The 25,614-nt window shown below is 60.1% G+C and carries 21 protein-coding genes and 2 tRNA genes; 11 read left to right on the forward strand and 12 right to left on the reverse strand.

Annotation, left to right across the window (positions count from 1 at the left end; all coding sequences use genetic code 11):
* The first annotated feature begins 42 nt into the window (after positions 1–42).
* A tRNA-Met gene (locus OYT13_RS09275) sits at positions 43–119 on the forward strand.
* A gap of 161 nt (positions 120–280) precedes the next feature.
* On the opposite strand, the gene OYT13_RS09280 is transcribed toward OYT13_RS09275, so the two are convergent.
* The 4 genes from OYT13_RS09280 to OYT13_RS09295 form a co-directional block, all read right to left on the reverse strand.
* Complete coding sequence (locus OYT13_RS09280) at positions 281–1,165, reverse strand: EamA family transporter (RefSeq protein WP_261938733.1); 885 nt, start codon at positions 1,163–1,165, stop codon at positions 281–283.
* A gap of 594 nt (positions 1,166–1,759) precedes the next feature.
* Positions 1,760–2,020 (reverse strand): pyocin activator PrtN family protein, encoded by a 261-nt coding sequence (locus OYT13_RS09285; protein WP_010807246.1) that lies wholly within the window; start codon positions 2,018–2,020, stop codon positions 1,760–1,762.
* Between the two features lie 108 nt (positions 2,021–2,128).
* Entirely contained in the window at positions 2,129–2,929 is an 801-nt protein-coding gene (locus OYT13_RS09290) for a rolling circle replication-associated protein (protein ID WP_268567617.1), read from the reverse strand.
* Positions 2,930–3,875: 946 nt separating this feature from the next.
* Complete coding sequence (locus tag OYT13_RS09295; RefSeq protein WP_042114726.1) at positions 3,876–4,097, reverse strand: hypothetical protein; 222 nt, start codon at positions 4,095–4,097, stop codon at positions 3,876–3,878.
* Positions 4,098–4,740: 643 nt separating this feature from the next.
* Between OYT13_RS09295 and OYT13_RS09300 the strand changes: the two genes are divergently transcribed.
* A protein-coding gene (locus OYT13_RS09300) for an IS3 family transposase (protein ID WP_181762485.1) occupies positions 4,741–5,939 on the forward strand; the annotation gives its coding sequence in 2 pieces (ribosomal slippage) (positions 4,741–5,056 and positions 5,056–5,939; 1,200 coding nt in all).
* A 176-nt stretch (positions 5,940–6,115) separates the two neighbouring features.
* Here the strand turns inward: OYT13_RS09300 and OYT13_RS09305 are convergent.
* Positions 6,116–6,580 carry a hypothetical protein gene (locus OYT13_RS09305; RefSeq protein ID WP_268567618.1) on the reverse strand — a complete coding sequence of 155 codons (465 nt, stop codon included), beginning with the start codon at positions 6,578–6,580 and terminating at the stop codon, positions 6,116–6,118.
* Between the two features lie 637 nt (positions 6,581–7,217).
* Between OYT13_RS09305 and OYT13_RS09310 the strand changes: the two genes are divergently transcribed.
* The 3 genes from OYT13_RS09310 (at position 7,218) to OYT13_RS09320 (ending at position 11,011) form a co-directional block, all read left to right on the forward strand.
* Positions 7,218–9,158 carry an AAA family ATPase gene (locus OYT13_RS09310; RefSeq protein WP_268567619.1) on the forward strand — a complete coding sequence of 647 codons (1,941 nt, stop codon included), beginning with the start codon at positions 7,218–7,220 and terminating at the stop codon, positions 9,156–9,158.
* 612 nt (positions 9,159–9,770) lie between these two features.
* Positions 9,771–10,487, forward strand: a complete 717-nt coding sequence (locus OYT13_RS09315; protein ID WP_268567620.1) for a DUF5343 domain-containing protein — start codon at positions 9,771–9,773, stop codon at positions 10,485–10,487.
* An 8-nt stretch (positions 10,488–10,495) separates the two neighbouring features.
* Complete coding sequence (locus OYT13_RS09320; RefSeq protein ID WP_268567621.1) at positions 10,496–11,011, forward strand: hypothetical protein; 516 nt, start codon at positions 10,496–10,498, stop codon at positions 11,009–11,011.
* 176 nt (positions 11,012–11,187) lie between these two features.
* Here OYT13_RS09320 and OYT13_RS09325 read toward each other — a convergent pair whose 3' ends face one another.
* The gene (locus OYT13_RS09325) at positions 11,188–12,273 is read right to left on the reverse strand and encodes a site-specific integrase (protein ID WP_268567622.1); all 1,086 of its coding nucleotides are present in this window, start codon (positions 12,271–12,273) and stop codon (positions 11,188–11,190) included.
* A gap of 141 nt (positions 12,274–12,414) precedes the next feature.
* On the opposite strand from OYT13_RS09325, the gene dusA reads away from it, so the two are divergent.
* Entirely contained in the window at positions 12,415–13,428 is a 1,014-nt protein-coding gene (gene dusA / locus OYT13_RS09330) for a tRNA dihydrouridine(20/20a) synthase DusA (RefSeq protein ID WP_268567623.1), read from the forward strand.
* Positions 13,429–13,616: 188 nt separating this feature from the next.
* Positions 13,617–13,692 (forward strand) — tRNA-His (locus tag OYT13_RS09335).
* A gap of 79 nt (positions 13,693–13,771) precedes the next feature.
* Here the strand turns inward: OYT13_RS09335 and OYT13_RS09340 are convergent.
* The gene (locus OYT13_RS09340) at positions 13,772–14,935 is read right to left on the reverse strand and encodes a GGDEF domain-containing protein (RefSeq protein WP_232424524.1); all 1,164 of its coding nucleotides are present in this window, start codon (positions 14,933–14,935) and stop codon (positions 13,772–13,774) included.
* 648 nt (positions 14,936–15,583) lie between these two features.
* On the opposite strand from OYT13_RS09340, the gene OYT13_RS09345 reads away from it, so the two are divergent.
* Positions 15,584–15,832: a hypothetical protein gene (locus OYT13_RS09345; RefSeq protein WP_261938732.1), complete on the forward strand. Its 249-nt coding sequence runs from the start codon at positions 15,584–15,586 to the stop codon at positions 15,830–15,832.
* Positions 15,833–15,854: 22 nt separating this feature from the next.
* On the opposite strand, the gene OYT13_RS09350 is transcribed toward OYT13_RS09345, so the two are convergent.
* From OYT13_RS09350 to OYT13_RS09365, 4 genes are all read right to left on the reverse strand, one after another.
* Positions 15,855–17,549 carry an MBL fold metallo-hydrolase gene (locus tag OYT13_RS09350; RefSeq protein WP_026131671.1) on the reverse strand — a complete coding sequence of 565 codons (1,695 nt, stop codon included), beginning with the start codon at positions 17,547–17,549 and terminating at the stop codon, positions 15,855–15,857.
* A 39-nt stretch (positions 17,550–17,588) separates the two neighbouring features.
* Positions 17,589–18,584 (reverse strand): alpha/beta fold hydrolase, encoded by a 996-nt coding sequence (locus OYT13_RS09355; protein WP_268567624.1) that lies wholly within the window; start codon positions 18,582–18,584, stop codon positions 17,589–17,591.
* A gap of 112 nt (positions 18,585–18,696) precedes the next feature.
* Positions 18,697–20,271, reverse strand: coding sequence for a flavin-containing monooxygenase (locus tag OYT13_RS09360; RefSeq protein WP_268567625.1), 1,575 nt, complete (start codon positions 20,269–20,271; stop codon positions 18,697–18,699).
* Between the two features lie 25 nt (positions 20,272–20,296).
* Positions 20,297–21,193, reverse strand: a complete 897-nt coding sequence (locus tag OYT13_RS09365; RefSeq protein WP_268567626.1) for an SDR family NAD(P)-dependent oxidoreductase — start codon at positions 21,191–21,193, stop codon at positions 20,297–20,299.
* A gap of 106 nt (positions 21,194–21,299) precedes the next feature.
* On the opposite strand from OYT13_RS09365, the gene OYT13_RS09370 reads away from it, so the two are divergent.
* Complete coding sequence (locus OYT13_RS09370) at positions 21,300–22,010, forward strand: TetR/AcrR family transcriptional regulator (RefSeq protein WP_083902198.1); 711 nt, start codon at positions 21,300–21,302, stop codon at positions 22,008–22,010.
* 96 nt (positions 22,011–22,106) lie between these two features.
* Positions 22,107–23,309 (forward strand): formate-dependent phosphoribosylglycinamide formyltransferase, encoded by a 1,203-nt coding sequence (purT, locus tag OYT13_RS09375; protein ID WP_017232338.1) that lies wholly within the window; start codon positions 22,107–22,109, stop codon positions 23,307–23,309.
* Positions 23,310–23,446: 137 nt separating this feature from the next.
* Here the strand turns inward: purT and OYT13_RS09380 are convergent, their stop codons facing one another.
* Positions 23,447–23,650 carry a cold-shock protein gene (locus tag OYT13_RS09380; RefSeq protein ID WP_017232339.1) on the reverse strand — a complete coding sequence of 68 codons (204 nt, stop codon included), beginning with the start codon at positions 23,648–23,650 and terminating at the stop codon, positions 23,447–23,449.
* An 881-nt stretch (positions 23,651–24,531) separates the two neighbouring features.
* On the opposite strand from OYT13_RS09380, the gene OYT13_RS09385 reads away from it, so the two are divergent.
* Positions 24,532–25,614, forward strand: coding sequence for a sensor domain-containing diguanylate cyclase (locus OYT13_RS09385; protein ID WP_261938730.1), 1,083 nt, complete (start codon positions 24,532–24,534; stop codon positions 25,612–25,614).

Below are 25,614 nucleotides of genomic sequence, written 5' to 3' on the forward strand. Positions count from 1 at the left end.
TTGCACTGCAGTGGTAATTGTCATATACTTCAATTCTTCAGACGCGGGGTGGAGCAGTCTGGCAGCTCGTCGGGCTCATAACCCGAAGGTCACAGGTTCAAATCCTGTCCCCGCAACCAAATTCGAAAGCCTGATTTCTTCACGAAATCAGGCTTTTTGCGTTTCGGCTCGGCGGGTGTCGGCGGCATCGCGCCTGTGTCCGCCGGTGCGTGCGTGCGCGCGTCGTGTCCCGGTCGGAAGCGGGCGCGCCCGCTTCCGCACCGAAGAGCGCTATTGAGCGCTATTGCGACGTCGGCAGCAGGCGTTGCTTGAGCTTTGCGCCGAATACATTCACCACGAGGCCCGCCATGACCAGCGCCGCGCCCGCAATTTGCGGCGCCGTGAGTTGCTCGTCGAGCAGCAGTGCCGCCGATGCGAGCCCGATGATCGGCACAAGCAGCGAGAACGGCGCGACCTGACTGGCCGGATAGCGCGTCATCAAACGACCCCACAGCGAATAGCCGACGAGCGTCGCGACGAAAGACAGGTAGGCGACCGCGAAGATCGACGCCGCCGAGAGATGCGCGAGTGAGTTCGCGATTTGCTGCGGGCCTTCGAACCAATACGACAGGAGCGCGAACGGAATCGGCGGGATCAGGCTTGCCCAGACCACAAGGCCGACGAGATCGACATTGCCGATCTTTTTGGTGACGATGTTGCCCGTTGCCCAGGCAAGCGAGGCACAGAGGGTGAGCGCGAAGCCGAGCAGCGTCATGGCGCCGCCGCCTTGCATGCCGATGACGGCGAGGCCTGCCGCCGCGATCAGCAGACCGGCCACATTTTGCGCGCGGAAGCGTTCGCCCAGACACGCCACGGCGAGCCCCAAGGTGAAGAACGCCTGTGCCTGAAGGACGAGCGAGGCAAGGCCGGCGGGCATGCCAACGTACATCGCAGTGAACAAGAGCGCGAATTGCCCGAACGAGATCGTCGCACCGTAGGCGATTAGCCAGCGCAATGCCACTTGCGGGCGTTTGACAAAGAAGATCGCGGGGAAGGCCGCGAGCAGGAATCGCAGCGCACCCAGCAGCATGGGCGGCACGCCGTGCAACCCGACCTTGATGACGACGAAGTTCACGCCCCAGGCGAGTACGACGATGAGTGCCCGTAACAAGTCCTTCGGTGCCATGCTGGCGTCTCCTTGTGCGGCATTGGTGTGACGTTCGGGAAGGCGAAAGTGTACTCCTGGGGCGTCGACGTGTGGTGGGGAAGTCCTCGCGCGAATGCCCTCGTGGACTGATGTGGCGCGGGGCCGAGGGGGCGCGCTCGCGCCGGTGCTCGATGGGGGCATGACGTATACTTCGTGTTTTGCGTATCAAGAGACGTCGTCTTGCTGGAGTGAGACGACGTTTGCCGTAGCCGAGGAATTTGCATGAACTTGCCTGCCCGCCGCGTCAGCGTGGCGCCGATGATGGATTGGACGGGTTAAGGGCGCGAAACGCCCGTCGTTTGGGCGCTTTGGGCCGGGGCAGTGCTCGGTGTAGCATGGATGTAGCACTTCTTCGACGGGCGTACCGTGGCCCAAGTCCGTTGCGAATGCACGGGTGTGCATCAGACGAGGCGGTTCCGGGCTGCGAGCAATGTCGGGTGCATCTGCTGACGAGCGGCGTATATCCGGAGATGGGGCGGCCATAAAAAACACCCCAAAGATTGAATTCGCATCCAATTTTCGGGGTGCAGTCTAGACATCGAGCCTCTTGTTACTGTGACTGAGGCGTACGATTCAGTGGCAGAGTTGGTTGCACTCTTTCACTGCCGCAGCGCGGCGTTCATCGATGTATTTCGCAAGATCCTCCACGTGTACCCCCTTCGCGCTTTTCTGAGAGCCCTCCATTCGGACTAACGGAAGCGCGATATCGCCTGCGCCAATCTTGCGCGTCAGTTTCTCGGCGCTCAGGTGAGAGAAGTAGTCTCGGCACACGGCTTCGATGGGGACGACCGCGACGGCACCGTACTGAGCCATTAGAAGAAAAGTTGTGTTCATTGGTTAGCACCTGTGCTTGGTTTGCTCGCCCCGAGGTGAGTTGCAATCGGCAGCATGTTGTCTGCATGAGAGCCGGATTGAGGTCAGATTTCTCATCGATGCGTCTCCTCACGCCTTGCTAGAGGATGATGGCCGCTCTTTGGTCGCCATCCAGAAGTAGCCCGCATCCTGATCCCAGCACTGCTGATGATCCTCAAGCGTTGCTCCGGTCGCGAGTACGGCCTCATACGCCGCGACGATGGCATCGGCTGGCGTATCTTCGAGAAAGTGCTTGACCGTTTCCGCCTCCGGAACCTTGATGCCACGACTCGCCCAATACCGCTTCTCGTTGAGCTGATGCTCGTCGAAATTCTTGACGATGTACTTCCCGATGTAACTGGCGATCTTATGACGCAGGCCAGCTTCGCGATTCGGATTGCGTACGTCGACGTTCCCGTTTCCCTCACCGACGACACGAAGCCATAGCTCTCGTAAGACGCGATAGTTCTGCCGCCCCTTTACCGCGATGTGAAGATGCCAAGCGCCTCGCTTCTGCCGTTCGGCTACAGCGACATATTGGAAGTTCTGAACCTTACCCAAGAGGCGTCGCAGCGAATCGAAATCGCGCTTGATCCTCTCTTTGTCGAGCACGTTTTCCCGATACGTGAGAGTGATCATTCGATCTGCACCAATCGCCTTGCAACGCAGCCGGACTTGCTGCTTTGCACGCTTCGCGGCAACTAGTTTGTTGGATTCGGTGGAATCCGACTCGCCGCGCTTGGCTCTCGGCATCTGATGAAGAGACTGCATCTTCATGTACCGGTCAAAACGAATTGCATAAGCCTCCACTTGGCCATCTTCGAATGCACGGAGACGGACGATCCATTCACGGCGGAAGGGCGAGTAATTCAAAACGTTGGTGTCATTCATCGCAAACCTCTATCTCTCTGATCAGGGTGCCCCGCACGTTGATTGCTTGGGGAGTCGGTGTTCCTGTCGTGCCTGATCGGGCGGGCGATTTCGAGGACTTGTACGTTAAGTATTAGTAGTACAAGTCTATGGGCGCACTTCGTGCGCCCGCCGTCCTCGCCCCTGCGGGCGGCGGGCGCTCGCAGTGCTTCCAAACTTCTGTCCGTAACCCTTCGCGTACAAGACGAGCGATAGCGCGCCATTGAGGCTGAAAGGTTCGGCATGAGAGCCGGAATGCAAAGGAATGAGGTCGTGGCGAACGCGCGAGGTCATACCCGCTGCTCGGTCACGCGGGCCGCGCTGAGCCGCGCGATAACCGCCCGGACTCCGCAGGCACGCATACGCAACCCTCTCTCCGGGTACGGCGCTGACACTCCCGACGCTAGACGTCCTGAAAGACGACCGGCTTACGGAAATACAAACGTCAGCGAACGAACCAACGGATGAGGCTGGGTTACGACGGTGTTACCTGCTGGGTGAGATAGGGAATTTTGGATGATGGCCGCAGTACGACGATGGACACTGCCCGCGATGGGATCTTGGCCGAGCTCTCGTTTAATTGCCCCAGCATACGCTTTTGAGCGCAGATCGACTTCTGGCTTCTGCCGCCTGAAGTGGTGATAGGCCAGTGCGCGCCCGTACTGCTATGCACTGAAAAAACTAAATCCAAACGGAAGCCACGTATGGAGGCGTGGCGCGAATGTGGAGTTATTAAAGCAGCGCCTGAACGCACCGTATATGGGGAAATTCCGATTGGGTTGGAGGTGAGGGGAGTGATGGCTTGCATGGCGAATGGCGTGGCGTGGATTTGAAACAGCGAGCGCCGTAAAGCGCAGCGCTATGAATGCAGCCGAAACATGCGGGGGGCCATGCCGTTGGCAAAGTCAGATGAACTGCAAGGTGACGACTATGCGTCGAGAAAGTCAGCCTTCAACTTGTGGCATTCACAGACGAGTTCGACGGTCATTTCGCCAAGCTCTTCGAAGATCGCGAGAAGGAAGCGGTGAGGCATTTCCTTGCCCGCGTCTGTAGTCGTGCATGTCGTGAGCACGAGGATACGTTCGGCGAGAGTGCTGAGCTTGTCTACGGACGAGCGGATGGGGAAAACTGCTGGAGGATTACAGGTCATGCGGGGCACCTCGATCTAGCCAATCTGAGAATCCCGCCACCCGCTGCATTGCGCAGGGGTGGGCGGGCACTGGACTAGGTTGGCGAACCGCTGATGACTAGGATTAACGGCACACCCGAAGGTGTCCCAATCCAGGCCCACCCATAGAGGTGAAGCGCAAGACCGCGTGCACACGAAAGCCGCAAACATCGCGGCTGTGTGCCCTAGTAAAACATCAATCGGGTCGCCAAACCCGGCCGCGTTTGGAGCGCGACGGGAACAAGATTAACGATCCGATTTCGTGGGCACCACGCGTTCGGAGTCGCATTCTAGGTCACTCGTTGGGATTCAGAACATTCCGATGCCTCAATAGGGACTCTTCTTGGTCGGCAGAGAAGGTCGTCGTGATGAGCAGCCAGAAACGAAAACGGAGCCGAAGGGCTCCGTTGAGATGTGTGGACAGACGACTCTATCCGTATCGTTTGACTAATAGCCCGCTACCGATGAGCCCTGCGATCATTGCGCCTATCGTAACAATGACGCTGGGCGTAAGAAGCGCCACAGCAAGGCTGGAGCGGCCCCACGTATCTGAGGACACGAGGACTCTCTTAAAATAAGGGATAGTCTTGTGCCTATCAGTAAGCCTAGTCATTACGTGGAAAGCATCGAAATTCTGACCGAGCCGGAGCGCCGTCGCCGGCGCACGGCGCAAGAAAAAATCGCCATCGTGCAGGAAACATTGGAGCCGGGAGCGTCGGTGTCGGCCGTTGCACGTCGGCACGGCGTCAATGCCAACCAGGTGTTCGGCTGGCGCAAGCAATACCAGGAAGGCAGTCTGGCGGCGGTGAAGGCAGGCGAAACCGTTGTGCCGGCATCTGAGCTGGCCGCCGCCATCAAGGAAATCAAGGAACTGCAACGGCTACTCGGGAAGAAGACGCTGGAGGTCGAAATCCTGAAAGAAGCCGTGGAATGGGGCCGTTCAAAAAACCTGATTGCGCGCTCGCCCTTGCTGCCGGGGGACGACCGATGAAGACGGTCTGCGAAGTTCTCGGCGTGGCGCGCTCTGCCGTGGCGGTGAAGCGAACTCGCTCGTCTGACTGGCGCGATGGTCGCCGTGCCCGCATGACCAATGATGCCGGGCTGGTCGAGGAGATTCAGGCCCATGTGGCGCATCTGCCGACCTACGGCTACCGGCGTGTCTGGGCGCTGCTGCGCCGCAGTCGGGAGCAGACCGGTGCGCCGTGCATCAACGCCAAGCGCGTGTATCGGGTCATGCGGGAGCATCAGTTGCTGCTGCGCCGCCCTGGCGTGCGGCGAGACAAGCGGCGACATGACGGTCGCGTTGCCGTGGACCGCAGCAACACCCGCTGGTGCTCCGATGGCTTCGAGTTCCGGTGCGACGATGGTACGCCGCTGCGCGTGACGTTTGCGCTGGACTGCTGCGACCGCGAGGCGATTAGCTGGGCAGCGACGACCAGCGGGCATAGCGGTGATGTGGTGCGCGACGTGATGCTGGCCGCCGTCGAACAGCGCTTCGGCACCACGCAGGCCGCGCAGCCCATTGAATGGCTGACGGACAACGGCTCGGCCTACATCGACCACCGCACGCGCAGCTTCGCTCGCGAACTGGGTCTTGAGCCGCTGACCACGCCGGTTCGTTCGCCGCAGAGCAATGGCATGGCCGAATCGTTCGTGAAGACCATGAAGCACAATTACGTCGCCTATATGGACAAGTCTGACGCACCAACAGCGCTCTCGCGTCTGGCTATCGCGTTTGAACACTACAATGAGCGCCATCCGCACAAAGCCCTGAAATACCGCTCGCCTCGCGAGTTCAGGCGTAATGCGGTGTCATCAACCTAACGGTGTCCGCGTGTCCTGAGTTACAGGGGCAACTCCAAAGGCCAACCGCAGTTCCACCACTGAGAGTGGATGCGAACTTAATCATCCCGCTAGCGGCTTGCGAGCGGTGCTGACTCGTGGGGATGTTGCGGCCGTGCGCAAAACGCATTTTCTTGATAGAGCGCGCCTTCGATGCGCTAGCTGCAAGTCTTTTCCGCGTCGGCGTGGCTGACATCAAATACTCCATTGGCTAATGTCACCTCTTGGACCGTGTGAGCAGCAACCACAATCACGATCATCAAGAAGCATGTGGATACTAGCATGACTGCTGGCGGTTTCCATTCGTGATCCTCCCCGCGTGCCATCATGGCTGCGGACAAGAGGATGCCGCATGCGATTGCCGCGATAAAGCAAATCCAGACAACGACGAGATGTGGTCCTGTGTCAGCGACCGCGTAACCTCGAATTCCCGCTTGAACGGCAAGAATAACTCCGCCATACAACCAGCCCATCGAGTCGAACGCCTCGCCCCAAGCCCATGTCACTCGCTTGGTTGCTGGCGTCACCAGCCATCTTGCTACACCAAAGAATCCATAAATCAAACTCGCTCCGAAGAGTGGTAGCAACGCTTCAAGCAGTACCCATTTAGTTGCGGGAGACAAGTGAGTGTTCCTCGTCGTGTATCAAAACTCCGCCTGCGGACTTGCCGGTATCTCCCGGTTGATATGGGCGCGGATTGTACGTCAGCAATCTAGCGTTGAGTCGACAGCTGAAGGGCGTATCCAACGTGGACAATCGCTTCTTTGTCCATCCCGCTTGCGGTTGCCGAGAGGCTCGGAGGGTATTGGCGAGGGCAGATATAAGAGTCCGCCCAAACAGACGGTACCGCGATACGCTTTCGTTCCCGCTCGGGAACGAAAGCCTGCAAGCCGAGGAAGTTTGGGAGTTTCGTATACGAGCGGGAACGAAATCGGTTTTCGGTTCCTCGTAGCACCGCTTTGGAAAGCGGTGAACCTGGACGGGCAATACCTCAATTGAGGAGTGCGGCTGTCCGTTAGCTCGGAAAGTTGCCGTTGATCTCGCGTGTATCTATCATCAGCGACGGTTCGAGAACCGGCGCTTGCTAACGGCCGAGTTGGCCGACTATGGCCGGTCACCGCGTCCGCCCCCCGATTTGATTAACGTGAGAGAATCCGGGGTCAGGAAAGGCACGATGCTCTTAAAGCGGGTGAGATCAAAATCATCGGGGTGCACGTGGCATACTTCAAAATGCTAACAAAATAGAACGGGGAATAAGCGATGCTCGTTGGTCTTTTTTTGCGTCACTACAAAGTCTATAAAAACATTAACTTCATCCCGATCACTACGGGGGCCGGGCTTGCTGCATTTCTCGGTCAAAACGGCGTCGGAAAGAGTTCCATTCTTGATGCACTAGACAAGTTTTTCAATGGCGGCGATTGGAGCATCAACGTACAGGCGAAAAGCGAAGGCGGAATTTCCACCGAAGACAAGCTACCATACATTGTTCCGGTTTTCTTAATTAAAAAAGGTATGCTTAGTCATCCTGAGGAGGTGACGGCGACAGTGATAAGCGATCATCTTTGGACCACCACGCTGAAGACAACTGATGCGTTATCAGGTTTTTATGCATTGCGGACCAGCCTCCTTGAAAAGGGATTAAGTTCTGAAACGCATCTGCTCGTTGCTATAGGGAGGCAGCACAATCGTTCGGTGGCATATCTTGGCTCATTTCACACTGACAGTGAACTCAATAAGTCCCTGAAGGCAAGCGATCAGACGCAATCCGATCTTAACAATCTACTTGAAAAAATAAGCGAAAGATATTCCTATTTTTATATACCTGTAGAGGCTGACCCAACGATATTCTCAAAACTGGAGTCGACCCACGTTCAAAAGCTACTTGATGAGGATATTCAAGGCGCAATTCGGGATGCTATTGGCTCGGGAACTATCAACACAATCAATGCGCGCCTTCAGGATTTCATCAATCAAATTAGCAACAGCTTGGCCGACTACCGTTACAAAGGTACATTCAAAGATCGGCTCACAATGAACGACCTTGTGGAGAAGGTGTTCGAAGCGTACTTCTCAATCAAGGTGCTCCACAAAGTCTCGAATTCATCGTCAATTCCAATCCGAGAGATGAGTGCAGGAGAGAAAAGGCGGGCACTTATCGACCTTTCATATTCGCTTCTTCGCAGAAATGCGGAAAGAAAACATAATATTATATTGGCAATTGACGAGCCTGATGCCTCGCTGCACAACTCTGCCTGTCATGAGCTATTTTCAAAGCTTTCTGAAATCCCGTGCCTAACGAGCCCAAACAGTCAAGTGCTGATAACAACGCATTGGTACGGTTTTCTCCCGGTCGTGCAGAATGGAGTGGCTCACTCCATCACTGAGGGTGCCGAGAGAATTGATTTTTTTACCTTTGATTTATACAACTTTCGAGAGCAGATAAAGCAGGCCGTGAAGAGCTCTAATGGAGAATTGCCGCGGGATATCGAATTAAAAAGTTACAATGATATGCTTCAGGCGATCGTTTCCTCGACTGTTCGCCCGCAACCGTACAACTGGATTCTCTGCGAGGGACTTTCCGATAAGATCTATCTGGATTTTTACCTCAAGGATCTCATCGAAAGCCATAATCTTAGAATCATTCCGCTTGGTGGTTTTAAGGAAGTAAGGAGGGGCTTCATTTACCTTAAAACTCCGCTCGATGATCCAGAATACAAAGTTAAGGGAAAAGTAATTTGTTTGGTTGATACGGACGCTCAGCTCGAACATGTATCGTCCAAGCCTGAGAGCAGGTCAATCGATTTTCTCCGATTGATTTACGATGCGGAAAAGAATGATGTCCGGCTAGTTAAAATTGATGATCAACTGGTTTCACCGTCGACTGAAATGGAACACGCCTTGGAGGGAGACCGTTTCGTGAAGGCGGCGTCGGAAATGGATGATGAATTTGGCGGCAAGGCACTGAAAGAGATTGTCACAAGTTCGGCGCTCGTTGATGACGCAAGGTGCTCCTACGCGTATTTAGACCTTACTCCCTCAGCCAACAAAAAAATGATGGCTGAATACTTCGACGTAGGAGACAACAAGGTAAAGTTTGCGCAGGCTTACATCAAAACAAGCGGAAGCGTTACATCTCCGCCAGAGTGGGTTATGGCGCTTCGAGAAATTTTTTCGCCATCGATAAAAAAGAAAAAACGATAAGGGAAGGAAAATCTGCTTATTGCATTTTCTGTCGATTGTGCGATGCTCGGAATGCCGGTTTGCGAGTTTGCTTTGGCGAAGAGATGTGGCAGGCGTGTCGCAGTCGGAAGGTCTTTTAACGGAATTTCAGCCGCCGTTCGATCCAATCCTGTGAACGGTCGAACGGCCGTTCCTGGCAGGGAGTGGGCGCCCTTGGCCGTCCGCAATCGGCCATATGCTGCCGTTCACGCACACGGTTACTCGGACATTTGAACGTCGGCTTCACCGTTGATTGCAATCCTTTGCTATACGATGCCATCCGGCGGGTCGTCGGTGCCAAAGCCGGCGTTTGTCAATCGACGTGGATATGCCTGTTCATGTCTTTGGACTAGCCGTTCATCTACATCGACGGTACGGGCTTAGCGCCGCGTTACCGGCTCCGGGCACGGGTGCCCGGCCGCGAACCCACCCTTCCGACCCACACAAAAACCGCAGCACTTGCGTCCAAGTTTTCGCCCCCCGTCAAGTGTTGATTTGTGTCACTATTTAGCGCTATTGAGAGCGCCCGGTCGCAGTGGCTTGATAAAAACACGGCTGGGTAGGTAAATAGGCGTCCACCAAACGGGGTGTAACGTGGCAGAAGACAATAAAAAGCGCAGCTATCCGAAAATCGCAAAAGGCAATTGGTTCGGGCTTCGCGCGAAGTTTAAGCAGAAGGTGCCAGCGGAGGTGTCGCCAAGCTACCTAGCATCGGCGATGGATATGAGCCCCGCTTCAGCGAGTTCGAACGTTATCGCACCGTTGAAGACGTTTGGGCTCATCGATGACGGTGGCAAGCCCACTGACTTGGCATTCGAATGGCGAGACGACGGGAAATACCCCGAAGTCTGCGCAACCATTCTGCAAAGCATTTACCCTCAAGAGCTTCGCGACTTATTCCACACACCGGACGCCGCGTACAAAAGTGTCACCTCATGGTTTGCGCGCGATGGGAAGGTCGGCGAGGGTGCCGCAAAAATGTATGCAACGACGTATTTGATGTTGCTTGAGGCGGACCTGGAAAAGTCAAAGGAAGGCGCAGCTCCCAAAGCGAAGCCCGTATCAAAGTCGTCACCCGCACCTTCCAGGGCCGCAGCGGCGAAACCCGGCAAATCACCCACGGCGGCGGCTAACGGCTCTGCGGGCGCTGCGCTCCGGCCACAACAACCGCCAGAAGGCGAAAAAGGGCATACGTTCTCGCCCAAGCTGCACATCGATGTTCAGATCCATATTTCGCCTGAAAGCAGCCCTGAGCAAATCGACAAGATTTTTGAAAGCATGGCGAAGCACCTCAAGGACTTCCGCTCCTGAGCAAGAACATGGATATTGCCAAGACGCTGGAAGTTGCGAAGCAACTGCGTGACGCGGTGCGTGAAAAAACCCCGCCGCCTGAAGAGGGAGCCCCCAGTTCAGCTGAACCCGTGGTCTATTTTTCGCTGGTCAGGGGGACACGGCCCTACCTCGAAAAGATAGTGCATCAGATAAATGGCTCCTATGAGGGCGGCTGGTATGACGCGTCGGCAGTCATGACCCGTCGCCTCGTCGAAACGCTGATCATCGAGCTATTTGAAGCGCGCGGGATTGCCGACAAAATCAAGAACCCAAAAGGCGACTTTTTTTATCTGCGCGCCCTGATCACCACGCTGATCGCCGAGACAAGCTGGCATCTTTCGCGCAACAGCAAGGCGGCGCTTCCTCGGTTGAAGGATGTAGGCGACCAATCTGCCCATAGCCGCTATTTTGTCGCGCACCGGCAAGATATTGACAAGTTGATTGATGATCTACGGGTGGTCATCCAGGAACTCGTGACGCTGGCAAACCTGAAAAAGCCATAGGCACCCCAAAGGCCGATCATCTCCGGCCGGTACTACCGCACGAATGACTGTTGCACTTTGTAAGCCGCCCTTGACGCTGCGCCGAGCCGAACAACAGAAGTGGGTCGGAAACTGCCGTTTCAGAGTCGTTTTTTCGACCCTGGCCTCTGCCGTGACCTCCTCCAGCGCTTACTGGGTCACGTATCCGATGCCGGGGCCAGTCTCTCAAGCCAAGGCCAGTCAGCGAAACGATTGCCCGTTTGGCGGATATGCGTGTACCTCTTTAGGCTTGTCCAGCTTCGGTGGCCGGTTACGGCTGCCACACGAGGTATCGACAGACCTTGCTCGAAAAGCCAACTGGTGCCTTCATGGCGCAGGTCGTGAAATCTAAAATCCTCAATTTGTAGAAACCGGCATGCGCGTGTAAATGCCGCACCGACTGCATCGGTGGTGTGGGGGAAGATTCGGTCTTCTCCTTCGCGCTGCGGTATCGCGGACAGAATGCGCATTGCTTCCGGGGGAAGGTCGCACCAAACGTCGTTGCCGATTTTTTGTCCTGGGTGCTTCATATCGCGAACCAGTATCCGTGATCCCTCCTTGTCAAAGTTCGACCACTTGATCGTAACGATCTCCTCTTGGCGTCGAGTCGAGAAGATTGCGAACGGCACTATGTGCTGCATCGGTACGCTATTCGGGTGCCGTTTGCGGATTCCAACTAAATGCTCAAGCAGCAGATCCAGTTCAGCAAAACTTGCGCGCCTTTCCCTTTTGGCCGACTTGGCCGTATGACCGAGATGGGATAGGACTCGTCGCGCATCCTTCAAAGCTTGCTCAGACAATGGATAACCCCACGCTGGGCGCGCGACGTTCACGACTGCCCCGATGTGGGACATATAGTTGCTCGCGGTTTGTGGGAGGACGTCGAGGCTTTTGGCAAACTCAACGTAGTCGGTGCTTCCCAGCTCGCTGCAACGCTTTTCGCCGATGGGCGCTCGCGCGACGGCATTCAAGACTTGAGCCTTCGTCCGCCCGATTTCCTTAATCGATTCGCGAACATACTTTTCAATCACTTCGCTGAAAAGCGGGTCGGCTTGAGCGGCGGCTTCCATTGCCCCCGGACGCGCCAGTTCCTTCTCCCTCTTGATGATCCACGCGGCGGCAGCTTGCCTGCGGTCAAACGTCCGCGCCTCGGAATAGGCCACCCGGCCGCCTCGCTTCAGGCGGATCTGTGCGGTATACCCTATACTTTTGTCCTTTCGTTCCCGTACTGAGATTGTTCCCATAGGTTTCGTCGGTGCTACACGGCTTTTTTCGGTACTACACCGTAGCACTTGGGTGCTAAAACGAGCCAAAATCGGGGTTAACATTGGGAAATCTAGCGCTGCGCTTTTTGCTGCAATCGCCTGTTTTGTAAGAGATTTTTAATGAATTCAACACCCCGCCGCGTCAGCGTCGCGCCGATGATGGATTGGACGGATTCGAACTGCCGGGTTTTTCATCGTCAGTTGTCGCGTCACACGTGGCTCTATACCGAGATGGTCACGACCGGTGCGCTGTTGCATGGCGACGTTGCGCGCCATCTCGATTTCGATGCCGTCGAGCATCCCGTCGCGCTGCAATTGGGCGGAAGCGAGCCGCAGGACCTTGCGCGGGCCGCGAAGCTCGGCGAGCAATGGGGGTATGACGAGATCAACCTGAACTGCGGTTGCCCGTCGGAGCGTGTACAGCGTGGCGCGTTCGGTGCATGTCTGATGGCGGAGCCGGCGCTGGTGGCCGATTGCGTCAAGGCGATGCGCGATGTGGTGCAGGTGCCGGTGACGGTCAAGCATCGCATTGGGATCGACGACGTCGAATCGTTCTCCTTCGTCGAGGACTTCGTTGGCAGCATTGCGCAAGCCGGTTGCTCGACCTTCATCGTGCATGCGCGTAATGCCATCCTCAAGGGGCTGAGCCCGAAAGAGAATCGCGAGATTCCGCCGCTCAAGTACGACTATGCGTATCGTCTGAAGCAAAGCTTCCCGCAACTCGAGATTCTGATTAACGGCGGCGTGAAGACGCTCGATGAAGTCGAGCTGCATTTGCGGCACGTCGATGGCGTGATGCTGGGTCGCGAGGCGTATCACAATCCTTACGTGCTTGCGGAAGTGGATGCGCGGTTCTACGGCGATACGTCTGCGGTGAAATCGCGCGAGGCGGTGGAAGACGCATTGATCGAATACGCGGCGGCGCAGGTGGAGAAGGGCCAATACCTCGGCGCGATCACGCGTCATGCGCTGGGTCTGTATCGCGGTGTACCGGGCGCGCGGGGATGGCGCCGGGTGTTGTCGGATCCGAAGCGTCTCAAAGCGGGGATTGGCGCGTTCGAAGAGGCGCGTGCTCAGTTGCGTGCGGGGGCGTTTTCGGAGCGCGATGGCGTAGCGGCTCTCGCGACGGCGTGACGTCCGGCATCGAATCGCGGCGTTGCGTTGAGAGCGCTCGCCGCGTGAGATGACGATCTCGCGCATCGATCGTGCATGCCAGCGAAGTAATATTTCGATTGAGTGAAAATAGTGCTTGGCAGCGCGATAAAAACGTCGCTATAATCTTGCTTCTGTTCAGCAAGCAAGTGATGTTGCTGATCACGGCGGTGGCCGTAGCTCAGTTGGTAGAGTCCTGGATTGTGATTCCAGTCGTCGTGGGTTCGAGTCCCATCGGTCACCCCAAAATTCCCTTGTAGTTCAAAGCGTTTCGCGCGTCATTTCTCTCCCGATTCGGGAATTCTCCAAAAGTTTTACTCCAGCATCAGCCATTCGCGGTCTTGCCGCCGAAGCCGGCGCCATTCCCGTGCTCGACAACGATAGGCAGCGGCTCCATCGCGGGCGCGACCACGACACAATTCCTGCCCTTGGCCTTTGCGGCATAAAGCGCCGCGTCGGCTCTCGCCATCACGGAGGCCAACGTGTCGCCCTCGCGAAACGCATCGACGCCCGCGCTAAGCGTGGACATCACGTCCCTGCCGGGGACACAGGAGCCCGAGGAGGCCACGATGTCGCGCAACCGATTGATGAGATGTCCCGCGTGCTCCCGGGTTTCGCCCGGCAGCAACAACGCAAACTCTTCGCCGCCAATGCGTCCGACAATGTCGGTGGCGCGCACCGCCCCGGCGATCAACGACGCCACATGCGCAAGCGCAAGGTCTCCCGCGGCGTGCCCATAACGGTCATTGATGCTCTTGAAGTTATCGATGTCCAGAATCGCGATCGAAAAGGTCGACTGCTTGTGGGCGCACTCCCTGGCGATGGCCTCCGCACGCGAGATGAACGCTCGCCGCGCGAGCAGGCCGGTCAGGTCGTCGAACGTCGCCAGGCGTTCCATGCGGTCGGCCAGCCGGTCGTGCGCCAACAGCACCATGCCGACCGACAGACACGGCAGCGTCAGCGTCGCCATGCCCAGGAACATGACGTTCAACGGCGTCGGTTGAAGGAACGTGGATTCATGCGCCAGACCCAGTCCATACGCAATGGCACGAACGGCATGCACAACGGCACCGAGAATCGCAGCAATGGCCACAAAGTAATACGCGTATTTAGGGCGTTCCCGCGGTCGGTATTTCAGCACCGCCCCGCCGATACTGAAGCGGACGTACGCAATACACCCCGAGATCATGGTGCTGCGAGCGTCGACGTGGGGCGAAATATAGGTCCAATAGATCAGCATGACGAGGATGACGCCAAGCGCGACATACTCCCAGGCGTACGAGGCTCGGGCGTTGAGGAATTGCCGGAAGCCGTGCAAGCCGATAAGCGAGGCGATGAGCAGCCCGCTGCTCGATACCGCGACGACAATGTCCGAGGTTCCCGTCAGGAGCAGCGCCGCCACGATCGCCAGAAGTGCGCTCGCCAAGCACCACAGGCGCACCCCCGGGACTTTCGTTCCGAACAACGAACCCAGAACGGCTACGCTCATGACGCAAGACAGAACCGCAATGCTGATAAAAACTGCCGAAATGGGCATGGCCGCGTGACTGATTATGATGTTTCGCCTACTGACGCAGTTGCCCGACAATACGACCCCGTTCCCTCGGGCGACATCCCCATGTCGTGTCGTTTTGCCAGCGTCTCGGCGTGTTTTGTCGTCAGCATAGCCGAATTCGATGAAGGCGCCACGATCTCATTGATCCGTGGCCGATGCGCCGCCCGGCGGAAGTTGCGTCCCCTGGGCGAATGTCGCGCACAGCGGGCGCCGGTCGATCGACGATGTCTGCCGTCAGCGCAGCCCGCATTTTGCCTGCGCAATCCGCCGACGCATCCCTCACGACGCTCTCAATATCGCAACATTTGATCTATGTCTAATTCCACTCACGGCACACGCACTCTGAGGGAGCACGTCCGTCCATAATGGGCTCGTCATGTTCGCATGACCCTGTCTTCCCGGGCGTGTCATGGTGCCCCATGCGTCCCGGCTTCGAAACCCACCTCGCTCAGGTGGGTTTTTTTTCGCCGGTTCACGGCATTGTTCTCTCGTTTGGAGCCAAACCTCTATGTGGCCGACGAATCGTGAAGATGCTACGCTTTTTAGCAGAGCAGGGCGTTTTCAAGACAAGCGGAGTCCGTCATGAGCTATGCATCGCACGAGCAGGTCTACGACTATCGCGCGGGTTATCAGATTCGCGTGCGGGCCTTTCAGAATGAGTACGCGGGACCGTGGGACTCCCTGGTCCAGGTCATCCGGCACGGCAAGCCGGAGGGGCCGGAGGTGCGATCCCCCGACGGGCATCGCGACAATCGCCTCGACGCCGAAATGGCCGGGCGCAAGGCGGGGGAACGCATCGTAGACGAGTTGATCGGCGACGCCTACGACTGACGTCGACCCACGCCAGTAGGCGTCACCCTGCCGCCATCGTTCCGACACGCCGCCACCGCGCGTCTGGCGACACCGCCGCGAGGCCATCCTCCGCCAGCTTCTCCAGATGCGCCTGCAGCGAGCGTCGCGCCACTGCGTGACGTGCCAGGGGCACGTCGGCGTAGACCACCGGAATGAGCATGTCGAGCGTGGCCGGGCCGATTTGCGCAAGCGCCTCGAGCGTGCGCGATTCGCGCGCGAGTCGATGCGCCATGAGCCGCGCAATCCGCTGCGCCGGCCGATCCATCACGAAGCCGTGTCCCGGCGCGAGCCACGCAGGCGCAAGTGCCGCAAGCTTCTCGAGCGACGCCAGATAGGTCGCCATATGCCCGTCAGGCGGGTTGATGACGACCGTCGAACCCTGCATGACGTGATCGCCAGTGAAGACAAGCGACGCGTCGTCCAGTCCGAAGCACAGATGATTGGCCGCATGCCCCGGCGTATGAATGACCCGCAAGATTCGGCCATCCGGCAAGGGCACCCCATCGCCATCGGCGAGCGCCACGTCAGGGATGAACGCCGCGTCCTGCCCCTCGTCGTGACGCGCGCGCATGCCGTAGGTCGTTGCGCCCGTCGTCGCCTTTAGTCGGCGCGCCCCCGGCGAATGATCGCGGTGGGTGTGCGTCACGAAGATCTGCCGGATGGTGCCGGGCGCCGCGGCCAGAATCGCGTCGACGTGCGCCGGATCATCCGGGCCCGGATCGATGACGGCCCACGCATTGTCGGGCCCACCGCCCAGGAGGTACGTGTTCGTGCCGGGGCCAGTCATCATGCCGGGATTCGGGGCGGTGAGACGCAGCACGCCCGGCATCAGCGTCACGCTACGCCCAGGCACGATGTCGTAGCTGCCGGTGCCAAGTTCATGGGGATCGGTCAGTGTCAGTTCGGCCCACGCGGGCTCGTCGGGCGTGACCGGCCAGCGGCCGCGCTTGCCGGTGGCCAGTCGCAGTTGAATGCGTGGCACCGCCGCCAGCGCCCCGGCGGCCGCCATGGCAGCATCCGCCGTGCCGAGACCGTCCAGCCATTGCAGCAGCTTGCGTGTGGGAGGCAACAGCCGAAGTTGATCGGCATGCTTGAGCGCATATTGGGGGCGCATCCAGCGGTGCGCCGCCGTCTCGACCTGGTCGACTTCCACCTGCTGACCCGCGGGCAGCATCGCCAGAAAGAATCGCGTATCGAAGCGCTTCGGTAGACCCAAAGGCGTGACCCAGTGGCTCAGATAGTGCAGACGTTCCGGTGTGAGCCTGACGCCGAACGATCGGCACAGCGACACGAGATCGATCCGCCCCTCATGCAGCGCATCGCGTTGCGCGCGCATGGCGACGAGGCGAGCTGCGTCGACCGGCATGCCCGAGACATCGTCGGCAAACAACACGCCGGTTTCCTCGAAGCATTCACGTATGGCGGCCACGTAGTAATTGAGGCCGCCGTGCGTGAGGGACAGGCGTTGGCTGGCAGTGGCGTCGTCGAGTCCGTCGCAGGCGGCGTGGCCGAACGCATCGGCCGCATCGACGACGCCGCCCGGGAAGACGTACGCATCGGAGCTATGGTCGTTCGCCCGAACGGCGCGGCGGAGCAACAAGACTTCCATGCCGCTTGCGCGCTCGCGCAGCGTGACGAGACTGGCGGCCATGCGCAAGCTGGACGGTCCGCGGGGGACTTCAGGACGATCGGACATGAGACGTGCGCGCACCCGCCGCGCGAAATCGGAAAGTCCCTAGTGTGCCATCGGTTGGGCGACGCCGTATTGCGGTGCTTGCTGCGCGGGCATTCGTGCAACGACGTCGTGTAACCATTGCAGAGTCGCTTCCGGTTGTGTCACGGGCAACATGTGCCCGCCATCGACGAGCGTCAGGCGAACGCGTTCGCTGAGCGGCGGCATCGCTTCGCCATGCACGCGGACGTCGAGGATGCGGTCGCGGCGCCCGTAGAGAATGTCGACGGGCACGGTCAACGCGGCGTAACGTGCGGCGAGGCCCGGCATGTCGCGTTCGGCGGCGAGCACGTCGGCGCAGCCGGCCTCGAAGTTGCCGGGACGAAAGCCGAGCACGCCACCACCGCGAATGAGGAAGTCCTTTGGCGCGTCTTCCGGGCCGAAGACATAGGCGAGCGTCGTGCGGCCCGTCATCATGCCGACAGGCACGGCGAGCGTGCGCGCGATCCAGCGACGCCACCCGGCACTGCGAATCGCAAGCGACCGAAACGGTGCTGGCACGTCGGACACCGGTTGCGTCAGCGGGGCGATCAACGCGAGCGCCCCCACTCGCTGCGGATGGTCGAGCGCCAGCGTGAGCGCTATTGCGCCGCCCAGTGAGTGCCCCACGACCAGCGGCCGGTCGAGCGCGAGCGCGTCGATCAAGCGCGCGACCGCGTTCGCCTGTGACGTGAGGCCGCCGTCGCGCAGTGCGTTGCGCGTCGAGTAGCCAGACCCTGGACGGTCGATCAGTACGATGCGATGGGTTCGGGCCAACGTCTCCAGCGGCAGATAGGCAAAGTTGCGCAACTGGCCGCAAAGGCCGTGGATGAACACGATGGCCGGTCCACGCCCGATGTCGACGTAGTGCAGGCGGTCGCCATCGATGTCGAGATATTGGCCGTCCGGTGGCACGGCCGCCTCGGCGCGACGCTCGACGCGGCGCGTGAAGCGTCTCAGCACGAACACCGCGGCGGCAATCGCAATGGCCAGGCAACCCAGCAAGTAGACGATGAGCATGGTGTCGAGTGGATCCGCAGGCAAGTTAAGTTAGGCCGCATCGTAGCAACGCGCGGCATGGGTTGGCTATCGGGCGCCGCATGTCTTGCGAGACGTCGTCGAAGGACGCGCACTAACGCGCTGCAGTGGCCACTGCACTCGACGTATCGGAAGCGCGCGTCGTTGTGGCCTGGGTGACCGAGCGCGTGGCGCGACGCTCGAAGCGCATGGCGCCGTCGTCGACGTTGCCCCAGCGCATCAGTCGAAGATCGCGCAGGTAGCTCTGATAGAACACCCACGGCTTGCGCCGCCCTTGCTTCGGTAGCACGCCCGCGGCGCGCTGAATATAGCCCGACGTCAGGCCAATGGCCGGCAACTCGCCATGCTCGCCTTCGCGCAGGCGCGGCACACAGGTGTCGACATCGTGTGCGTTCATATGATTGATGAGGCGGCAGACGTATTGCGCAATCAGCTCGGCCTTGAGCGTCCACGATGCGTTGGTGTAACCGAAGATCGACGCGAGATTGGGCACGTCGCTGTACATCATGCCCTTGTAGGCGACCGCGTCGCAGAGATCCACCGGTTTGCCGTCGACCCGCAGGCGCGCGCCCCCCATCAGTTGCACGCGCAGGCCGGTGGCCGTCACGACGATGTCGGCGTCGAGCGTCTTGCCGCTCTTGAGTGCCAGCCCGCGTGGTGTGAACGACGCGATCTCGTCGGTCACGATGGCCGCTCGTCCACCGCGCAGTGCTTTGAAGATATCGCCGCCCGGCGCGAGACAAAGCCGTTGATCCCAAGGCTGATAGCGCGGCGTGAGATCGCGTGCGACGTCGGCATGACCCTGCACCTGTTGCGCCGCGCGCCGGATCAGCACGCGGCGGATGGCATGCGGCCAGCGTCGCGCCGCCTGATAGAAGCCGAGCGCAATGAGCACGTTCTTCATGCGGACGATGCGATGTGCAACGCGCGCCGGCAGCCACGCGCGCAGCCGTTCGGCAACGCCGTCGCGCTGCGGCATCGACAGGATATAGCTTGGCGAGCGTTGCAGCATCGTGACGTGTGCCGCCGTTGCCGCCAGGCTCGGCAGCAGTGTCACGGCGGTGGCGCCGCTGCCGACGACGACGATGCGCTTGTCGCGATAGTCGAGATCGGCCGGCCAATGCTGCGGATGGACGACGGTGCCGGTGAAGGTGTCCGTGCCCGGCCACGTCGGCGTGTGTCCGGCGTCGTAGGCGTAGTACCCGCTGCACATGAAGAGAAAGCGACACGTGAGCGATTGCGTATCCTGAGCGCCGTCGGCGTGCGTGCGTTCGATGTCCAGCGTCCAGCGGGCGATGCTCGAATCCCAGCGGGCTTCAAGCACCTTGTGGCCGTAGCGGATCCGAGCGTCCAGGCCCTCTGCGCGGGCGGTGTCGTTGAGGTAGTCGAGGATCTTGCCGCCCTCGGCAATCGCCTGGTCGCTTGGCCAGGGGCGAAAGCTGAAGCCCAGCGTGAACATGTCGGAGTCCGAGCGTACGCCAGGGTAACGGAAGAGGTCCCATGTGCCGCCCAGCGACTGGCGCGCTTCGAGCATGGCAAAGTGCGTGCCCGGGCAGCGCTCGCTCAGGTAATGAGCGGCGGCAATGCCGGAGAGCCCGGCGCCAACCACGATGACGTCGAGATCCGTGGCGGCGCTGGCGATATCGGTGGCTGTGGTGTGGGTGTTCATCGCGATGTCCTTCGGCCGTCGTCCGTTATTGGGGCGTGGTGGGGCGCGTTGTCGCGCGGCCTTTGTTCGACGAAGGTTTGCGCGACATGGCCGTGCGCCGGTAGAACCACACGACCATGCCTTGATAGCGCGCACCCAGCAGGCGGGCCAGCTTGTCGACGCGGCGCGCATCGGGGCCCACGAGCACGCGCCGCGCATTGCGCTCGACGCCTGCGAGCATTTGCCGCGCGGCGTCGTCGGCACTCGTCACGTCGATGAGTTGGTTCGCACGTTGCCGGTGTGTGAGTGCATCGACGCCGGTGAGCGCGGCAATGCTGTCATCGATGCGCGAGGCCTGCACGATTTTCGTCGCCACGCCGCCCGGATGCACGCAGGTACAGGACACTGGGGCATTCGCCAGATCGAGCTCCATGCGCAGCGCTTCGGTGAACCCGCGTACCGCGAACTTGCTCGCGTTATAGGCGGATTGCGTTGGCATCGCAATGAGGCCGAACAGGCTGGACGTATTGACGACGTGGCCGTCGCCGGACGCGCTCAGGTAGGGCAGGAATGCCTGCGTGCCGTGCACGACGCCCCAGAAGTTGATGCCCATCAGCCATGTGAAATCTTCGTGGCGTGCGGTCGCGACCGGCACCGATAGAGAGACACCGGCATTGTTGAAGATGAGATTGACCTTGCCGTGCGCGGCGGCGGTCTCGCGGGCCCAGTCGAAGACGGCCTCTCGGTCGGCCACATCGAGCCGTTGCGATGTGACGCGCACGCCGAAGGCGCGGCAGGCGATGGCCGTGTCCGTCACGCCCGCTTCGTCGATATCGGACAACGCGAGATGCGCCCCTCGCCGCGCCAACTCAAGCGCCAACGAACGGCCCATGCCGGAGCCTGCGCCGGTGATGGCCGCCACCTTGTCCGTGAATGTCTTCATGGTGCTGTCTCCCATCGGCGCCGCGTCGATAGGCCGTTTGGCTACGGGCATCGCGCTGCCTATAATGTGGTGATACGTGTCACCACTTTAGTTTTGCGTCCGAGTGATGTCAAATAGCGAAATGGAACAAGGACTCGAATCGAGGGATACCGCGTCGACAGCATCGGCATCGGCACCGGTCGGCACGGACGCGACACCGCCCGGGGCGACGCCCGGACGGCGCTACGGTGGCGTGGGGCAGGCGCAGCGAGAGCAGGCGCGCCGTGCGGCGCTGCTCGACGCCGCCACGGAAGTCTTCGGCACGGTGGGTTTTCGCCGCGCCACGGTGCGCTCGGTCTGCCGTCTGGCCAAGCTCAACGACCGGTACTTTTACGCGGCGTTCGAGAACCTGGAGCAATTGTTGCGCGCGACGTATGCCCATCACGCGCAAACGCTGGTCGACCGGTTGCAGGCCGCCATTGCCGCGAGCGCACCGACCCTCGATGCCCGGCTCGATGCAGGTCTGCATACCTTTTTCGCGTTCTTGCGCCATCCGCCAGCGGCGCGCGTCTTGCTGCTCGAAGTGATGGGCGTGAGTCCGGAGACGGACCAGATCTATCAGCGCTACATCTTCGAATTCGCGAGGCTGATCCTGGGAATGGCCGACGCGCCGCCGCCCCTCGGTGAGGACGCGCAAGCTCAAGCGAGAATCGTGGGCCTGGCGCTAGTGGGCGCCATGACCCACGCCGGCACCGCCTGGGTGCTCATGGGCTACCAGGAGACCGATGCGTGCATGGTCGCAAGCTGCCGTCGCGTGCTGCGTGGCGCGCTGGTTTGATGCCGCGTTGCCGTTCATGCTCGCTACAATACGACTTTCGCGTATGACGCCAAAGGGCGTCGACGCGCCAGATTTCTCACTCTCCAAAGGTCACCCATGACCACTATCGGAACACCGCTGTCGCCGAGCGCGACGAAGGTCATGCTGTTGGGCGCCGGCGAACTCGGCCGTGAAGTGCTGATCGCACTGCAGCGTCTTGGCGTCGAGACGATTGCCGTCGATCGTTATGAAAATGCGCCGGGGCAGCAGGTGGCGCATCACGCGCGCACCATTGCGATGACCGATCCCGAGCAGCTCAAGGCGCTGATCGAAGCCGAGAAGCCGGATCTCGTCGTGCCCGAAATCGAAGCCATCGCCACGCCGATGCTCGAAGCGCTGGAGGCCGACGGTGTCGTTCGCGTCATTCCCACGGCCCGTGCCGCGCGTCTGACGATGGATCGCGAAGGCATTCGCCGTCTGGCGGCCGAGACGCTTGGTTTGCCGACGAGCCCGTATCAATTCTGCGATTCGCTGGCACAACTGCAAGCGGCCATCGATAGCGGGATCGGCTACCCCTGCATTGTCAAGCCGGTGATGAGCAGTTCGGGCAAGGGACAGAGCAAGATCGACGGCCCCGACGACGTGAAGGCGGCGTGGGACTACGCCATGGCCGGTGGCCGCGTGAGTCACGGCCGCATCATCGTTGAAGGCTTCATCGATTTCGACTACGAAATAACGCTGTTGACCGTGCGCGCACGTGGCGCCGACGGCCAGGTCGAAACGCACTTCTGCGCGCCGATCGGCCACAAGCAGGTGAGCGGCGATTATGTCGAGAGCTGGCAGCCGCATCCGATGTCGTCGGTGGCGCTCGAGCGTGCGCGCGTGGTGGCGCGCGAGGTGACGAACAACCTTGGGGGGCAGGGCATCTTCGGTGTCGAACTGTTCGTCAAAGGGGATGAGGTGTGGTTCAGCGAAGTCAGTCCGCGTCCGCACGATACGGGCATGGTCACAATGATTACCCAATGGCAGAACGAGTTCGAACTGCATGCGCGGGCGATTCTCGGCTTGCCGGTCGACACCACGCTGAAGACGCCAGGGGCGAGCGCGGTCATCTATGGTGGCGTGGATGCGGCGGGCATTGTGTTCGACGGCGTCGATCAGGCGCTCCAGGTGCCGCACACCGATATTCGTCTGTTCGGCAAGCCGGAGAGCTTCGTGAAGCGTCGTATGGGGGTGGCGCTGGCGTACGACAACGATCTGGAGGTGGCCCGTCGTCACGCGCTCGAAGCCGCGAGTCGGGTGAAGCCACGCGCGGCGTGATTACGCGGCGCTGACGCGCCGGTCGAGCGAAACGAAAAAACCCCGCGAGAGCGGGGTTTTCAGTTCGGGCGGGCTAGTTTAACCCTGCCCGAGACGCGTCGATCGCGTTAAGCGATCAGCAGCGAAACATCCGTCGCTTAGACCGGCTGGATGTTGCTGGCTTGACGGCCCTTCGGTCCCATCTTCACTTCGAAGGTGACCTTCTGGTTTTCTTGCAACGACTTGAAGCCCTTCGACTGGATTTCCGAGAAGTGAGCGAAGAGATCTTCACCACCTTCGTCCGGCGTAATAAAACCAAAACCCTTGGCGTCGTTGAACCACTTGACGGTACCAGTTGCCATTTCTTAAATCCTTAAAGTTTTCAAATGAGCGAGCCAGAAGCTCAGTGAGCGCATGACATTAAAGCTGATCAGGTACAACCGAGGCGACGCTAGGGCGACATTAGATGAACACAAGACTCGCCATACAACGTTCATGCATTCGTTTTTTTACGGGAAAGGTGGGAAGGTGTCAAGCAGGGAAACATTGGGATTGTTGATCTACGCCAGTTTTCGAAGATTTTTCGCTGCGTTGCGATAGGTATGCATGCGTTCCGGACGACCGGTTTCCCAATATCGGAATCTCATATCCGGACAGTGCGTCCGGCGTATCGGCCCCGTCGGCAGCCACGCGTCGACGACGCAAAGACACGCGCACAAGCCGAATGCGGGCCAATGTCATGTGGCGCGGGCGCAACGCGAGCGGTGGCGGGCGCGTTGCGGGCTCGCGACACCGACTGTCAACGATTTTGCTGATGCACCATGAAGGCGATGGGTTGCCGTCGACTGCGACTTGGCGCGATGGCCGGCCGATCGCCCGGACGACGTCCTGAGCCGCAGCGAGTGTTTTGATGCGCTGCCGCATGACGTTGGGGTGAACTAAGTATTTTCCCTAGGGTGTGGGAGGGCCGCGTGACGGCTCGATTTCACGTCTGGCAAGATTCGATTCTGCTACCCTTCACTCCGGTGGGGGGCGTGCCGTTAACGGCTAATTAATGACAGTCGGATAACCGGCGTCGTCATGGCCTCACCATCGGGTTCGGCGAATGCGTTCAACGTGTGCGTCTCTGCCCGGAACTTGTTTCTCGGCGCGCAGTGCGAGCGCGATACCGGGGCGCTACGGCACGATGCCGGGCGATCACGCTAGGCGGCCGCGAAGTGCCGCGTGTCTTTCGAGACCTTACGTGGCAACCAACCAGGCACCGACGCTCGACTCCTTGCAATCGCTGCTGGCGACGGTCCAGCGCAATGAGCGTTCGCTAAAGCGATTCCAGGATATCGAGTTGGCGCTCATGGGCGCCCCGGACTTCGGCGAGTTTCTGGAAGTGGTGCTCAATCGCCTGCGTCACGATTTCGACCTGTCGGGCGTACGGCTGATGCTCGCCGAGGTCGACGACACCCTGCGCGATCTCATCGATACGGCCGAGGGCATTCGCGCACTCGACGCCGGTCTGTGCATTGCGCAGGATGCCGGCACGTTCGCGGCCGTCTGTGGCGACGGGCAGCTTTGGATCGGTGCGCCGCGCGAGCGCCACGCGCCGCTCTTCGGGGCACGTCCGCCGGCCAGCGCCGTGGTGATGCCCCTGGCGCGCAACGGCCGGTATTTCGGCGTGATCGCGCTGGGTAGCCGCGACGCGCGCCGCTTCGCGCCGGAGATGGCCACCGATTTCATCGAACGTTTCGGCGCGGTCGTCGCGGTGTGTCTCGAGAACATGTGGAATCGCGAGCGTTTGAAGCGTATCGGCCTGACCGATCCGCTCACGGGCTTGTCGAACCGACGCTACTTCGATCAGCGCTTGCGGGAAGAAGTGATCCGGGGGGCGCGTTATGGCGCGCCGCTCGCGTGCCTGCTCATCGACATCGACCATTTCAAGCGCGTCAACGACAGTCATGGTCATGCCACAGGCGACCGGGCCTTGCGGGCGGCCAGCGCGTGCATGCGTGCGCAACTTCGGGTGACGGACACGCTCGCGCGTTATGGCGGGGAAGAGTTTGCCGCGTTGCTCGTGCAGACCGAGCAGAACTGGGCGGGCACGGTCGCCGAGCGAGTGCGTCGGGCCGTGGCAGGGCTGGACGTGCCCGACGACGATGGCGCGCGCGTACCGCTCACGATTTCCATCGGGCTTGCCAGCGTGGATCCGCGCGATGTGTCCGACCGGGACACGCTGCCGATGCGTCTGCTCGGCGCCGCCGATGCGGCGCTCTACGCGGCCAAGCGCGGGGGACGCGACCGCGTGGTCGTGGCACCTGCGGCGAGCCTGGGCTGA

It is taken from the genome of Pandoraea sp. XJJ-1, from assembly GCF_026802345.1.
Lineage (GTDB): Bacteria > Pseudomonadota > Gammaproteobacteria > Burkholderiales > Burkholderiaceae > Pandoraea > Pandoraea cepalis.

What these genes read in the sequence shown, in the direction of transcription:
- OYT13_RS09280 (WP_261938733.1), bottom strand. Translation starts at nt 1,165, where the DNA reads ATGGCACCGAAGGACTTGTTACGGGCACTCATCGTCGTACTCGCCTGG.
- OYT13_RS09285 (WP_010807246.1), bottom strand. Translation starts at nt 2,020, where the DNA reads ATGAACACAACTTTTCTTCTAATGGCTCAGTACGGTGCCGTCGCGGTC.
- OYT13_RS09290 (WP_268567617.1), bottom strand. Translation starts at nt 2,929, where the DNA reads ATGAATGACACCAACGTTTTGAATTACTCGCCCTTCCGCCGTGAATGG.
- OYT13_RS09295 (WP_042114726.1), bottom strand. Translation starts at nt 4,097, where the DNA reads ATGACCTGTAATCCTCCAGCAGTTTTCCCCATCCGCTCGTCCGTAGAC.
- OYT13_RS09310 (WP_268567619.1), top strand. Translation starts at nt 7,218, where the DNA reads ATGCTCGTTGGTCTTTTTTTGCGTCACTACAAAGTCTATAAAAACATT.
- OYT13_RS09320 (WP_268567621.1), top strand. Translation starts at nt 10,496, where the DNA reads ATGGATATTGCCAAGACGCTGGAAGTTGCGAAGCAACTGCGTGACGCG.
- OYT13_RS09325 (WP_268567622.1), bottom strand. Translation starts at nt 12,273, where the DNA reads ATGGGAACAATCTCAGTACGGGAACGAAAGGACAAAAGTATAGGGTAT.
- dusA (WP_268567623.1), top strand. Translation starts at nt 12,415, where the DNA reads ATGAATTCAACACCCCGCCGCGTCAGCGTCGCGCCGATGATGGATTGG.
- OYT13_RS09340 (WP_232424524.1), bottom strand. Translation starts at nt 14,935, where the DNA reads ATGAGCGTAGCCGTTCTGGGTTCGTTGTTCGGAACGAAAGTCCCGGGG.
- OYT13_RS09345 (WP_261938732.1), top strand. Translation starts at nt 15,584, where the DNA reads ATGAGCTATGCATCGCACGAGCAGGTCTACGACTATCGCGCGGGTTAT.
- OYT13_RS09350 (WP_026131671.1), bottom strand. Translation starts at nt 17,549, where the DNA reads ATGTCCGATCGTCCTGAAGTCCCCCGCGGACCGTCCAGCTTGCGCATG.
- OYT13_RS09355 (WP_268567624.1), bottom strand. Translation starts at nt 18,584, where the DNA reads ATGCTCATCGTCTACTTGCTGGGTTGCCTGGCCATTGCGATTGCCGCC.
- OYT13_RS09360 (WP_268567625.1), bottom strand. Translation starts at nt 20,271, where the DNA reads ATGAACACCCACACCACAGCCACCGATATCGCCAGCGCCGCCACGGAT.
- OYT13_RS09365 (WP_268567626.1), bottom strand. Translation starts at nt 21,193, where the DNA reads ATGAAGACATTCACGGACAAGGTGGCGGCCATCACCGGCGCAGGCTCC.
- OYT13_RS09370 (WP_083902198.1), top strand. Translation starts at nt 21,300, where the DNA reads ATGTCAAATAGCGAAATGGAACAAGGACTCGAATCGAGGGATACCGCG.
- purT (WP_017232338.1), top strand. Translation starts at nt 22,107, where the DNA reads ATGACCACTATCGGAACACCGCTGTCGCCGAGCGCGACGAAGGTCATG.
- OYT13_RS09380 (WP_017232339.1), bottom strand. Translation starts at nt 23,650, where the DNA reads ATGGCAACTGGTACCGTCAAGTGGTTCAACGACGCCAAGGGTTTTGGT.